General features: G+C 41.1%; 16 protein-coding genes. 8 read left to right on the top strand and 8 right to left on the bottom strand.

Going from position 1 to position 12,671, the window contains the following annotated elements; all coding sequences use genetic code 11:
- Window positions 1-11: 11 nt before the first annotated feature.
- The 3 genes from QZT73_RS15475 to QZT73_RS15465 all read right to left on the bottom strand — a co-directional run bounded on the left by QZT73_RS15475 (window position 12) and on the right by QZT73_RS15465 (window position 1,169).
- Window positions 12-251: an HNH endonuclease gene (locus QZT73_RS15475; protein WP_363331102.1), complete on the bottom strand. Its 240-nt coding sequence runs from the start codon at window positions 249-251 to the stop codon at window positions 12-14.
- A 97-nt stretch (window positions 252-348) separates the two neighbouring features.
- The gene (locus tag QZT73_RS15470) at window positions 349-717 is read right to left on the bottom strand and encodes a VOC family protein (RefSeq protein ID WP_291784227.1); all 369 of its coding nucleotides are present in this window, start codon (window positions 715-717) and stop codon (window positions 349-351) included.
- A gap of 14 nt (window positions 718-731) precedes the next feature.
- On the bottom strand, window positions 732-1,169 hold the full coding sequence (locus QZT73_RS15465; protein ID WP_291789105.1) for a GNAT family N-acetyltransferase: 438 nt from the start codon (window positions 1,167-1,169) through the stop codon (window positions 732-734).
- 326 nt (window positions 1,170-1,495) lie between these two features.
- On the opposite strand from QZT73_RS15465, the gene QZT73_RS15460 reads away from it, so the two are divergent.
- Complete coding sequence (locus tag QZT73_RS15460) at window positions 1,496-2,254, top strand: alpha/beta hydrolase (RefSeq protein WP_291789104.1); 759 nt, start codon at window positions 1,496-1,498, stop codon at window positions 2,252-2,254.
- A gap of 8 nt (window positions 2,255-2,262) precedes the next feature.
- On the opposite strand, the gene QZT73_RS15455 is transcribed toward QZT73_RS15460, so the two are convergent.
- The gene (locus QZT73_RS15455; RefSeq protein WP_291784221.1) at window positions 2,263-3,870 is read right to left on the bottom strand and encodes a cation:proton antiporter; all 1,608 of its coding nucleotides are present in this window, start codon (window positions 3,868-3,870) and stop codon (window positions 2,263-2,265) included.
- 214 nt (window positions 3,871-4,084) lie between these two features.
- Window positions 4,085-5,050, bottom strand: a complete 966-nt coding sequence (locus tag QZT73_RS15450) for a pyridoxal-phosphate dependent enzyme (protein ID WP_291789102.1) — start codon at window positions 5,048-5,050, stop codon at window positions 4,085-4,087.
- On the opposite strand from QZT73_RS15450, the gene QZT73_RS15445 reads away from it, so the two are divergent.
- The gene (locus QZT73_RS15445) at window positions 5,049-5,792 is read left to right on the top strand and encodes a peptidoglycan DD-metalloendopeptidase family protein (protein WP_291784216.1); all 744 of its coding nucleotides are present in this window, start codon (window positions 5,049-5,051) and stop codon (window positions 5,790-5,792) included. The genes QZT73_RS15450 and QZT73_RS15445 overlap by 2 nt on opposite strands.
- On the opposite strand, the gene QZT73_RS15440 is transcribed toward QZT73_RS15445, so the two are convergent.
- Entirely contained in the window at window positions 5,746-6,543 is a 798-nt protein-coding gene (locus tag QZT73_RS15440) for a type III pantothenate kinase (protein WP_291784214.1), read from the bottom strand. The genes QZT73_RS15445 and QZT73_RS15440 overlap by 47 nt on opposite strands.
- 93 nt (window positions 6,544-6,636) lie before the next feature.
- Here QZT73_RS15440 and QZT73_RS15435 point away from each other — a divergent pair, with 93 nt between their 5' ends.
- The 6 genes from QZT73_RS15435 to QZT73_RS15410 all read left to right on the top strand — a co-directional run bounded on the left by QZT73_RS15435 (window position 6,637) and on the right by QZT73_RS15410 (window position 10,293).
- Window positions 6,637-7,119 carry a GNAT family N-acetyltransferase gene (locus QZT73_RS15435; protein WP_291784213.1) on the top strand — a complete coding sequence of 161 codons (483 nt, stop codon included), beginning with the start codon at window positions 6,637-6,639 and terminating at the stop codon, window positions 7,117-7,119.
- Between the two features lie 41 nt (window positions 7,120-7,160).
- Window positions 7,161-7,634, top strand: a complete 474-nt coding sequence (locus tag QZT73_RS15430) for an antitoxin Xre/MbcA/ParS toxin-binding domain-containing protein (RefSeq protein ID WP_291784211.1) — start codon at window positions 7,161-7,163, stop codon at window positions 7,632-7,634.
- A gap of 8 nt (window positions 7,635-7,642) precedes the next feature.
- Window positions 7,643-8,110: an RES family NAD+ phosphorylase gene (locus tag QZT73_RS15425; protein ID WP_291789100.1), complete on the top strand. Its 468-nt coding sequence runs from the start codon at window positions 7,643-7,645 to the stop codon at window positions 8,108-8,110.
- Window positions 8,107-8,865, top strand: a complete 759-nt coding sequence (locus QZT73_RS15420; protein ID WP_291789097.1) for an SDR family oxidoreductase — start codon at window positions 8,107-8,109, stop codon at window positions 8,863-8,865. The genes QZT73_RS15425 and QZT73_RS15420 overlap by 4 nt, the downstream gene beginning before the upstream one ends.
- Window positions 8,866-9,238: 373 nt before the next feature.
- Complete coding sequence (locus tag QZT73_RS15415) at window positions 9,239-9,823, top strand: hypothetical protein (RefSeq protein WP_291784205.1); 585 nt, start codon at window positions 9,239-9,241, stop codon at window positions 9,821-9,823.
- Between the two features lie 5 nt (window positions 9,824-9,828).
- Window positions 9,829-10,293, top strand: coding sequence for a hypothetical protein (locus QZT73_RS15410; protein WP_291784203.1), 465 nt, complete (start codon window positions 9,829-9,831; stop codon window positions 10,291-10,293).
- Window positions 10,294-10,391: 98 nt separating this feature from the next.
- Here the strand turns inward: QZT73_RS15410 and QZT73_RS15405 are convergent, their stop codons facing one another.
- Window positions 10,392-11,183, bottom strand: coding sequence for a (Fe-S)-binding protein (locus QZT73_RS15405; protein ID WP_291789094.1), 792 nt, complete (start codon window positions 11,181-11,183; stop codon window positions 10,392-10,394).
- 88 nt (window positions 11,184-11,271) lie between these two features.
- Complete coding sequence (locus QZT73_RS15400; RefSeq protein WP_291783676.1) at window positions 11,272-12,606, bottom strand: 4Fe-4S dicluster domain-containing protein; 1,335 nt, start codon at window positions 12,604-12,606, stop codon at window positions 11,272-11,274.
- Window positions 12,607-12,671 lie beyond the last annotated feature (65 nt).

Here is a 12,671-nt window from a genome sequence, read left to right as displayed (position 1 = left end):
TTATTTTATTATCAATGTTTTTTGTCATGACAAGTTTTACAAATAGAGACGAGCCATTTGATAGGTTCTTTTCCAATGTTTCGCTTTGCATATCTTTTGTGATGAACCTGCGTCGCAGGGGTACCGCAGTAGACACATTTCCAATGGTCCCTTTTGAGAACAACATATCGTTTTCCCTTCCAATCATCTGATTTCAGATTTATGTTTCTATAATAATCCCTCCTTCTTTTACGCTTTATGTCATAAAGCAAACGCTAAAATAACCAAATAAATAATGCTAAAAGTAAAATCAGAATCTGAAAATCCATTCATTTATTTTATAGATTCAGCAAATTATACATGCCGTTTTTATTCAAATTCCGGTATGGGTGAGGATACATCTACTGTTACTCCGTTTGGGTCTTTAAGTAACAATCGTCTTTGACCGTAAAACGTGTCCGATGGCTCTCTGATGATATCAAAGCCTTCATTTTTTGCTATCTCAAAAATATCATCAGCATTTTCGACCACAAACGTTACATAAAATCCTTGAGGAATGCCTTTTATTTCATCAGGAATAATTTCACTTGTTCGGCTGATAATTCCTAACTCAAGTTGTTTGTCTTTTGAAATTAAGTGGACAAACCAGTCGCTGTCATAGTCCACATTAAAGTCGAATAATTTGGTATAATAATCTCTGCTTTCAGGTAATTTGTCGGAGCAGATGTTGGTCATCATTCTATTTATTGTTTTCATATATTTTTATAATAAAAGACTTCAGGGCCTCCTTCATCTAATCCATATAATTTACCTGCAAAAGTGAAATTAGCTTTAGTAAGTGCTCTTTGCATTTGAGTGGTTGAATTATTTGTAGAAGTGAAAACCTTATCCGACTTGCTTTGCTCACGTATAATGTCGAATGTTTTTCCACCTACCCCTTTTCTCCTGTATTTTTCATCTATAATTATCAACTCTATCCAGCCTTGGTCAAAAAAACGGTAATCGAAAATTACAAATCCAACTTCTTGCTTATCTATTAAAATGAGAAAGCATTCCTCATTTGATATTGCTTTTGTAATCTTTTCTATTCTGTGGAGTTTGATATGTTCGTCTTTGTCAAGGCTGTAGTCAAAGTCAGCTACAATTGCTCTGTCTTTACTTGTTGCTTTTCTTAACCTTATGTTTTCCATATCAATATCCTGTTTCTGCTTGCTTTAATGGCTTACATAAAGTGTTTTAGACGTAATCTAGCAAAAAAAATAACCAAAGTAAATTAGCGATTCAAGATTGCAGCTAAAACATAGTTGGACCCGGCCATGTCATATCTAAGGGGATTTATTCTTTTTGGTTTGAAGGTTTATGACAGTTTTTGGAGTATTTAATATGATTTTAGGCGGAATCTACCTTTTTTCTTAAGTCTTTTTTTGGGAATTGGACATACCTTTCCATTTAACATAACTTTTCATTTGCGGACTATCTCTGCATACTTTCTGGCTTCTAATCCTTATTTTGTGACATGTTAAAATTTACCCAAGAAGGTGCAGGGCCTGCGCTCGTTTTTATCCATGGCTTTTGTGAATCCAAATCCATGTGGAGGGATTTTATTGGGGATTTTTCCAAAGACCATACCGTCTATTGCCTGGATCTCCCTGGATTTGGGGAGAGTCCTTTATCGGGGAATCACATCAGCCTGGAAGAGACGGCTGTGCTGATTCAGGAATGGATGGAAGTAGAGGGATTGGTACAACCCATCGTCATAGGGCATTCTCTGGGGGGGTATGTAACCATGGCTTTAGCAGAACTGATGGGCATTGGCCTTAAAGGGATTGGCTTATTTCATTCTACAGCCTTTCCAGACGATGAGGAAAAAAAGCATACCAGAAACAAAACCATTTCCTTTATCAAAAAGCATGGCCTGGATAAATTTATGGATTCCTTTGTACCGCCGCTTTTTGCAGAAGAACAGCGATTAGCACAAGCTTCGCGGATAGAGGAACTGATCAGAGAAGGGAAGAAAAGCTCAAAAAATGGTGTCTTGGCTTTTCTGGAAGCCATGCGGGACAGGAAAGACAGGATGGAGGTCTGGAAGAATTTTCCCGGTCCTAAATTGATGATCGCTGGAGAGTTTGATGTGGCCGTGAAAATTGAAGCCAGTAGATTGCATCAGCCCTTTGCCACGCATTACCATGAGTTGGAAGGGGTAGGGCATATGGGGATGTTTGAACAACGAGAGAAGGCGCTTCTGGCAGTCAAGGATTTTTTGAACAATTTGTGAAGCCAAATCTAAATTTTGTTAGTCTTTAAGGCATTGGATACAAAATCCCTACCCAAGTTTTCCTTGTACTCAAAGACATAGTCCACTCCCATCGACCTATATTTTTCTGCTTGGTCCGAATACCGACTCAATGCAAAAATTTTGAAAGGGCGGTTTTTTATACGCGCTATCTCAGTCAGAGCATTCACATTTGATGTAAAATCACTTACAGTCAAAAATACAGCTTTGATTTTTTCGCAATCAACCTTGTCCCACAACTCGCTGTCTGTTGCATCTGCCCAAAGTACCTGATCTCCCTGTTGCTGTAATTCCATAATCAGGTCGTTATTATAATCCAGTCCCAAAACTTTTTGGCCATGAGTCTGGGTAAGTGCTGCAAAACTGGGGTTCCCAATGCTCCCTAATCCAATTACTAAAATTTCGGCATTGCCAAAATCCAAAGGCTCACAGTCCGGACTGTTTTCATTTTTGTTAAGTTTCAAAATAATATGCTTATACCGGTCAAATATGGCATGGGAATAGACGTTGAGCGGTGCGGCCAAAACAAAAGATAAAGACATCAACAGGGCCAATGTCACAATCCATTCATTTGGAATCAGACCTATTTGCAGTCCCACCACACCCACAATCAATCCGAATTCACTGAAATTGGTCAAACTTAAGGCGCCAAGATATCCAGTCCTTGGTTGAAGAGAAAATCTTGAAAGTATGAACAAAAACAGCAATCCTTTGAGCAAAGCAAAGGGTAAAAGCATCATAGCAGCACCAAAAGTGGAAAGGCTGGGCAACCCTACCAATCCCACATTGATAAAAAATGCAATCAAAAAAAAGTCTTTATACTCTGCCATTCGGTTATACAATTCATCAGCCTTTGGGTGATTGACCAGGAGCATCCCTATTACCAATGCTCCCAAATCAGGTTTTAATCCAACTAAACTAAAACTTAAAGCTCCTGCGATAAAGGTGGCAAAGAAACCAAAGAATGAAAACAGTTCGCCATGTTCCATTTGGTGAAGTAGCCTGCTTAGGATTTTTTGTAACAACCATAAAATAATGGGAAGTGCCAAAATCCAAAGTGATGGGATTTTTTTATCTGAAAAGGCAATAAAAAGTACTGCAAATATATCCTGTATGATCAAAATACCGATAGCAATTTTGCCATGATAGGAATCAAATTCTCCCCTTGCTTCAAGTGTTTTTACTACAAACACAGTACTGGAGAAACTCATAGCAAAACTTAGCATCAAAGTGCTCTGTAGACTTAAGTCAGAAAAAATGCTTAGTCCAAAATATGTGAGTAGCATCAATACACTTGATAAAGCCAAAATGGTTAGAACCATATGCAATGAGGCTGAAACCCATATTTCTGGCCTAAAAAGTTCCTTTAGTTTCAGTTTCAATCCAATAGTAAAAAGCAAGATTAATACTCCAATATCCGCCATGATTTCAACGGCACTGTTTAGGTTTCCCTCCTGAAGTCCTGAAAAATTGATGAGAAATCCTGCAGCAAGGAATCCTACCAGCGGAGGAAGTCCAATTCTTTTGGCAAATACCCCACAGAGAAAGGCTGCGGAGAGCCAAATTGCATCGATGTAAAATGGATTGGATATGTCCATACAGATTATAGTTCTAGCGTAAAGATCTTTGGATTATGATTGCTCCTCCTTATCCAATCAAATCTACCAACATATGGGAATGTTATTGTAAAGTAGGTCTAATTATTAAGGCTATAAAGCGTTTTAAATATTGATCAGAGTTCTTTTTTTCTTTTAAATCTTTCTGGTTATTATCAGGCTTGTCCATGATCCGGTCAATTGCATGAAGGATTTATTATTCCGTTCTAAATGGCAGCTTAGCAAGATCCACATTCCCTCCAGAGAGGATAATTCCTACTTTTTGGCCTTTGAACCGCTCCTTATGCTTCAGTAAAGCCGCCAAAGGTACCGCACAGCTAGGCTCAATGACGATCTTCATCCTTTCATAGATCAGGCGCATGGAAGCAATGATTTCCTCATCACTTACGGTCAGGATATCATCTACATGTTCCTTGATAATGGCAAAGTTGATTTTCCCGAGGGATGTCAGTAGACCGTCAGCAATGGTTTTTGGCTCTTCCATAGGGATCAGCTTCTTGGCCTGAAAAGAGCGGTAGGCATCATCTGCGCCAGCAGGTTCCCCGGCAATCACCTTGGTGGCGGGAGAAATATATTTAGTACAGAGGGCAGTGCCTCCGAGAAGTCCGCCTCCTCCCACAGGTGCTATTATGGTATCAAAAGGGATGTCTTCCTCCCACATTTCCAAGGCACAGGTTGCCTGACCTTCTATGACATCCATGTGGTCATAAGGGGGGATAAAGGTTGCTCCTGTCTTTTTGACTACAGCTTCTAAGGTAATTTCCCTTGCCATCAGGTTGGGTTCGCATTCGATGATTTCACCCCCATAGCCTTTCACAGCCTTTTTCTTAATTTCAGGCGCATTGGATGGCATGACAATGTATGATTTGATACCGGCCACAGCGGCTGCCCGCGCCAAAGCAGCGGCATGGTTACCACTGGAATGAGTGGCTACCCCATTTTGTTTTTCCTCATCGCTGAGTTTGGCCACCGCATTGGCAGCACCCCGTGCCTTGAAGGCGCCAATTTTTTGAAAATTCTCGCATTTGAAAAAGATCTTGCAACCAGCCATGGAATTGATGGCTTCAGATTTTAGGATGGGTGTGCGGTGAATAAAAGGCTGTATCCTTTGATGGGCAGCTTTGATAGCCTCTAGGGAAGGGAAATTTATCGTTTCAGTCATGGAAATAAAGATAAGAGAAGGTCCCTTAAGAGACAAAATATTTATCTTGCAGCCTATGGAAAAAAGTTTGAAACTACTGATACAAGAGGAGCAGGTATTCCCTTTGATGGGAAAATTCCTAGACCGGGGCAATACCCTTTGGATGGATTTTTCACCGGCAAATGAGGAGTTGAAGCAAGTTGATTTTTCTGATACACTCAGTTTTGATCATTATGTTTTCAGTAAGCTTCGGGCAGCGGACAAGCAGTTTGGTATTGGAGGCTATTTTGAGCAAAGGGCCATATACGCCAGGTCAGGCATGTTTGCTACCGATCAGGCGGATTTCAGAAATATCCATTTAGGGATAGATGTATGGACGGAAAGCGGTCATCCTGTATATGCGCCTTTGGAAGGGAAAATACACGCTTTTCAAAACAATTCGGGTTTTGGAGATTATGGGGCTACCATCATTTTGGAGCACCAATTGAAAGATACTGTTCTATATAGCCTCTATGGGCACCTGGCTTTGAAAGATTTGGAAGGCCTTGAGCTTGGTATGCCGGTCGCTTGTGGGCAAAAGTTTTGCCAAGTGGGTCCTTTTCCGGAGAATGGGGACTGGCCACCTCATTTACATTTTCAGTTGATGTGGGACATGCTGGGCAATTGGGGGGATTTCCCTGGGGTATGTTCCCAAAGAGAAATAGAAAAATATAGCGCTATTTGTCCAGATCCTCAGGCATTGTTGGGCTATTTGCCAAGGTAATCAGGCGAATGCCTTCGAGGGTAAGGTTTCGGTCCACTACCTCAAAGGAATCATTTAGTGTGGTGAGGATGGAGGATAGGCCTCCTGTAGCGATCACCCGGCATTGATGCCCGATTTCCTTCTCTATGGTGGCTATCATCCCCTTCACCAAGCCTGTATAACCATAGAGAATACCCGCCTGAATGGAATGCCTGGTATTTTTTCCCAAGGCTGATTTGGGCATTTTCAAGGGGACCTCAGGTAATTTGGAGGTATTTGAAAAAAGGGCCTTGATGGCTGTCTTCAATCCGGGTACAATATTGACACCTAAAATGGCACCATCGGCTGCTACAGCAGTAAAGGTGAGTGCTGTTCCAAAATCCACAATGATACAAGCCGTTTGAAATCTATCAAAAGCTGCAGTAACATTGCACATTAGGTCCGTCCCGATTTCATTGGGCTTGGTGGTACTGACCTTCAATCTCCGGTAACTTTCTCCCCGGATCAGGTAGCAGGTTTTTTCCAGATATTCATGGCAAAATTGCTGTAAAGCCGCATTGACTTCAGGTACTACAGAGGAAATACCCACATGACTGATCTGATCATTTTTGATGCCATTTTCCAAAAAGAACAAATGCACCTCTTTTTCCAATTTCAGCACAGAAAGTTCTCTATTCGTATTGACGCGGAATTCATGGGTCCACTTTTGTTGGATTTCATCATAAAATCCAAAAACGATATTGGAATTACCGGCATCAATAGCTAAAAACATAATGATCAATGGTTATAGACCGCTTGGGTATGCGATCAACTTCAAATATATAAATTGATTTTATGCTTTGGTCTTTTTTGATAACTTTCCTCCATGTATATGATAAGAAAAGGAAAGATAGAAGATCTGCCAAAAGTTTTGGAGCTGGTCAGGGAATTGGCGGTTTATGAAAAAGCTCCAGATGAGGTCATCAATACGGTGGAGAGGATGGAACAAGACGGATTTGGTCCCCATCCCGTATTTGGTTTCTTCGTCGCGGTCAAGTCAGGGACAGAAGAGATTGTAGGTACTTCGATTTACTATTACCGCTACAGTACCTGGAAAGGGAAGCGGCTCTACTTAGAGGATCTCGTCGTAACCGAGTCAGAAAGGGGAAAAGGAGCTGGAAAAATGCTCTTTGACCGTACCTTGGCCAAGACCTTGGAGGACGGTTGCTCCGGCATGACCTGGCAGGTTTTGGACTGGAATACCCCAGCCATTAATTTCTACCAAAAATATGGGGCAGACCTGGATGGGGAGTGGATCAACTGCAATTTGCAGCAGGATCAGATCAAAGAAATATTGCAAATGCAATAAGATAAAGTTGTATTTACAATATTAATGATTATCTTTGTTTTATGGCAAAAAGATATATCCTTCCCAAGAATTATGCTTCCACATCAGATGTAAGCGGTTTTTCTCCTAGTTTGGAAGAGCAGTATTTCTTTGTTCCTCCTTTTTCTACAATAGAAGAGTCCAGTTTATTGGAGAAGCCTTTTCATTTATCAGAGACAAAGGCGCTGTTTGATTACCTGCAATTCAGCCAAGCTGAGGTAGCCGAGGTCTTGGAAGTGGACCCCAGTACCTTGGTCCGTTGGAAAAAAGAAGACAGGTTGTTGAGCCGATTATTGACCAAAGCAATCAAAGACATGGATAAGATCATTGCAAAAGGAGTCAGGGTTTTTGGTACAGAAGCATTGTTTCAGGGTTGGCTGCATATCCCAAATGAAGCCTTGGGCCATAAGAAGCCTATTGACCTGATGCGCAGTCCATATGGGGTGGAGCAGGTAGATGCAGCTTTGGAAGCCATTTCCTGGGGTAATTTCCTCTAATTAACACTATGATTTTGAGGTATTTCCGATTGGTAGAAAAGTTGCCTGGCAGGTTTCCTTTAGGCTATGGACCCGGATTGGGAAGGTGGAATCCTTATGGAGTCCCTTTAATCTATGCCTGTAGCCACAATGCCCTCAATTTTCTGGAACTACTCAGTATCAAAGGCCCTGTAGTTTCCTTGGCCAACTGGTCTTTGGTCCAGTTTGATTTGGAGGCTGAGGTTCCATATTTATCGGTAGATGATTTGCCAGTGGATTGGTCCAAACGCCCACATCCAAAAAGCACCCAGGAAATAGGAGCTTACTGGGCGGGAAGTAAAGAAACCCTAGCCCTTAAGATTCCTTCCTGCCGTATCCCTTTGATCAATTACCCAGAAGAGCATAACCTATTGCTCAATCCACTTCATCCTGAGTTTCCTCAAAAAGTTAAACTCATAGAAGAAACCGAAGTTTTATTTGCCATTAATAACCTATGAACATCAACTTACAATCCCAAAGAATTCTTGTCACAGGTGCCTCAAGGGGTATAGGCAAGGCCATCGCCGAGCAGTTATCTGCTTCAGGAGCAGAAGTTATCTTACACTTTAATAGTAATTTAGAGGCAGCCAAAAAATTGGCCGAATCTCTACCCAATCCGGCGCACTTGGCTCCTTGCGACCTGTCTAACTTGGAAATGGTGAAAGGCTGGATTCCGGAATTGGCCAAAAAATTTGGAAAAATAGATGCCATTATCAACAATGCGGGAATCGCTATTTCCGTACAGGATGACGCAAGTACCGAGGACTGGACAGCTGCCTGGCTCAAAACCATGGATGTCAATATCAATGCCCTGGCCATTATCTGTAAGGAGTTTATTGAATATGCCAGAACCAACCAAAATGGAAGAATCGTCAATATTTCTTCCCGTGCTGCTTTTAGGGGAGATACTCCGGATTATTTAGCTTATGCAGCCTCTAAGGCGGCTATTGTAAGTTATACCCGTTCGATAGCCCGGTATTATGGCAAGGAGGGAATAAAGGCTTTTATCATTGCCCCAGGTTTTACACGGACAGACATGGCGCAGGACTTTATGGATCAGTACGGGGAAGCTTATGCGCTGAATGATATTGCTTTGAATGAACTGACTGAACCAAAGGATATCGCTCCTATGGTAACTATGCTTTGTTCCGGTCTGGCAGACCATGCCACAGGATGTACAATTGATATCAATGCGGGGTCATATGTGCATTGATAGGGAAATGGTAAGAGGAGAAAGGAGAAAGGGAAAAAATGGGGGGTGTAGGGTGGATGTCGGAATGATAAGTGATAGACGAAAAGCTAGACACAAGAAACAAGAACCAAGAGGGGGGGTAATTTAGGATGGAGAGTTAGGAATGAAGAATGGAGAAATCTGAAAATTTCGCTTAAGTCAAATAAAAAATAAGGCTGAAAAAAAGATTTAACCTTAGACACAGTTTAATGAACTATTCCGGGATTTCATTAAGATTTTAATGAAATCCTTAATTACCTTAACTCCTTTAATGGTGGAATGAGAATTCTGAAAGGCTCACTTTTTGTTCCTAAACCAATTTTACAGGAAAGCTGTTATTCAAAAAAAGTCTTCCATGTCATCTTCCAAAGACAGTTTCTCCCCCGAAATGATCAAGATCTTTAAAATCTTTGGACTGGGATCTTTGTTATTTGTTTTGTTGCTTTCATTCTTCAATGAGAGAAGGGCCAATAATTCAGGAGATGAAAAGCCTATGATGCGCATAACGGATGCAGATCGCTTATTTTTTAAAAACCTGCGTGCCATTCATTATGACGTGGAAGGAAGAGATGATGCCAAGATCAATATTTACCGACATGGGAAACGGCTCAAGGACCAATCCACTCCTCATCTGAATCTTTCTATTCTCATCAATCGGATAAAGGATGAAGCCTATATTTTTGTAGAACCACAACCTGATGAGTTGCCGCTTCGGCTTCAATGGGAAAATAAATTGAGTGGGGAAGAGGGAGAGTTGGTGTTTTATGGAGGGGACACTTTTGCGCATTATGAATTTGTCAGTAACTTGATACCACTGCTTGAAGAGAACATTAAAGTTGAAATGGCCGTAAATGATTCTTGGCAAGCGGTCCTTGAAGATGCGGATGTTTTAAAAACCACCATCAAGGACTACTATAGACTGACCAATAACCCAAAATAGCATATATGGATCTGCAAAGGATCAATAACCTGTGGAAATTTCTGGTTATCAAGAATAACCTAAAGTTGGATTGCTACAAGCATGAGGAGGTGACTTTTGAGATTCAAAAGGAGAATCTGGTTTTACAACACATGTTTAACCCCCGATTTCTTCAGCAATCCAAGCTTATGATATTTGAAAAAAATTTTCAGGAGAGCTGTTGTCACTTGACTTATACTGCTTCTCGGAAACGATTTGGTTTCAAGGAAAAACCGGCTTCAGCAGTTACCAAACAGGTATTTTTCCCAAAAGAGCTTTTGCAAAAACTTCATAAATTTGATTTAGAAATTAAAAAAGATAGAAAAGGCAATTACAAAGTCAGCATTTCGCCTTTTTTTCCAAAAAATATTTATGATATACTTGACAACCTGAACCCTATATCCAGGACCTTTTGGGTAAAAAACTTTTTTGCAGAGGGAATTAGGAACTGAGCAGCTATAAAGCTTAGGGTTGGTTGTCTCTTTAAAACGGATAAGTCTTATTTTGTGGGAATTAAAAAAGCCCCAAATCAATGTTGAGGCTTTTGCTATCAAACACCCATATCTTTGGCAATCATTTCTGCCAAATCATAAACCTTTACATCCTGTTCCCTTTCCTTATTTTTCACTCCATCGGTCATCATGGTGAGACAGAAAGGGCAACCCACGGCGATGGCATTGGCTCCTGTGGCAAGTGCTTCTTCCGTGCGCTCAATATTGATATCTTTGTTACCATTTTCCGGTTCTTTGAACATTTGCGCACCTCCTGCACCGCAGCATAGTCCTTTGGTACGGCATCTTTTCATTTCCACCAATTCTACGTCTAAGGCCTTGATGACTTCTCTTGGGGCTTCATAAACGTCATTGGCTCTTCCAAGGTAACAGGAGTCATGGAAGGTAATTTTCTTTCCCTTGAATTCCCCACCGCCTTGAAGCACGATTTTGCCGGAATTGATAAGCTGTTGTAAAAATTGAGAATGGTGGATCACCTCATAATTTCCGCCCAAGGCAGGGTATTCATTTTTAATGGTGTTGAAACAGTGAGGGCAGGCGGTTACTACTTTTTTGACTTCATAGCCATTCATAACCTGGATATTGGCTACAGCTTGCATCTGGAAAAGAAATTCATTTCCTGCGCGTCGGGCTGGGTCACCCGTACAGGCCTCTTCAGGACCTAGCACGGCAAAACTTACCCCGACTTTATTTAGTATTTTTACGAATGCCTGCGTCACGGCTTTGTATCTGTCATCAAAGGAACCGGCACAACCTACCCAGAATAGAATTTCCGGACTTTCGCCAGAGGAGGCCATTTCGGCCATGGTTGGAACTTTATAATTAGACATTTTTTAGACTTTTAGAGATTAGAGACGAGAAGCGAGAGAAGTGAAGCGAGATAAAACTTTCTAATCTCTCGCTTCTAAACTCTCACATCTATTTTGTTTCTTCATTTTTCAACTGATCCGCCCAATTGAATCTGTCTGTCGGGGGGAATTTCCATGGAGAGAATGAAGTTTCCATATTCTGGAACATGGCGTTCCATTGAGCAGGGGTTCCTGACTCTTCCATGGACACATACCTCCTCAGTTGGAGGATGATGGATAGTGGATCGATATTTATCGGGCAGGCTTCGACGCAGGCATTGCAGGTGGTGCAGGCATTGATTTCCTCTTTGGTAATATAATCTCCAAGAAGTGATTTTCCATCTTCCAATCCTGGACCTCCATTATCCATGCTTTTTCCAACTTCTTCTGCCCTATCCCTGACATCCATCATGATTTTTCTAGGAGACAGTTTTTTTCCTGTAAGGTTTGCAGGACACTCTGCCGTGCATCGGCCACACTCCGTACAGCTGTACGCATTCATTACATTGACCCAAGTGAGGTCATTGATATCTTTGGCGCCGAACCTTCCTATTTCAGCAGGGGGTTCAGCACTGTTCTCCGTATTTATGCCTAACATCATATTGACCTCATTGGTCACTTCAGGCATATTATTGATTTCTCCTTTTGGCTTCAGGTTGGAATACCAAGTATTGGGGAAAGCCAAAAAGATATGTAGGTGCTTTGAATAGGTGACGTAAATGGCAAAGGCCAATATACCTACAATGTGAAACCACCAGGCAAAGCGTTCTATAAAAATGAGGCTACTATCTGCCAGACCAACAAAAATCGGCTGTAAAAAGCTGCTAAAAAAAAGTCCGTCCAGTAACACATACTTTTCCACTCCCCTTGATGCAAGAATTTGATCAGTTGCGTTCATTGTCAAGATAGCAAACATCAAAACTATTTCGATGATAAGAATAAGGTTGGCATCCAATGCAGGCCAACCCTTCATTTCAGGCTTTGTAAAACGTTCTACTCTCATCACATTTCTCCGGATCAGAAAAGCCACACAGGAAACCAGCACCGCAATAGCTAAGAACTCAAAAATGTTCATTGAAATGCCGTATACTGTCCCTAAAAAAGGAGCGAAAATTCTGTGGCTTCCGGTAATTCCGTCTATGATGAATTCCAGCACTTCAAGGTTGATGATGACGAAGGCTACATAAATCAATAGGTGCAAAAATGCAGGGACTATACGTTTAAACATTTTTTGCTGACCTAATGCTACCAAAAGCATGGTCTTCCATCTTTCATTAGGTTGATCATTTCGGATTTCTCCTTTACCTAAAAAGATATTTCTTCTCACATAGCCGACTCTTTTGAAAATGATAAAGCCTGCAACAGCCAAAACCAGTAAAAAAGCCAATTGAGGTAAAATGCTCATATTGTTTGAATTAGTGTTTTATATTGGGTTTACAATAATTTTTTTAATAAAATGATTTGCATCAA

Origin of the sequence: Cecembia sp., from assembly GCF_007126775.1 — a bacterium.
Taxonomy (GTDB): domain Bacteria; phylum Bacteroidota; class Bacteroidia; order Cytophagales; family Cyclobacteriaceae; genus Cecembia.
Note: the sequence above shows the minus strand (reverse complement) of the source record. Positions and strands in the feature narration are given on the sequence as shown.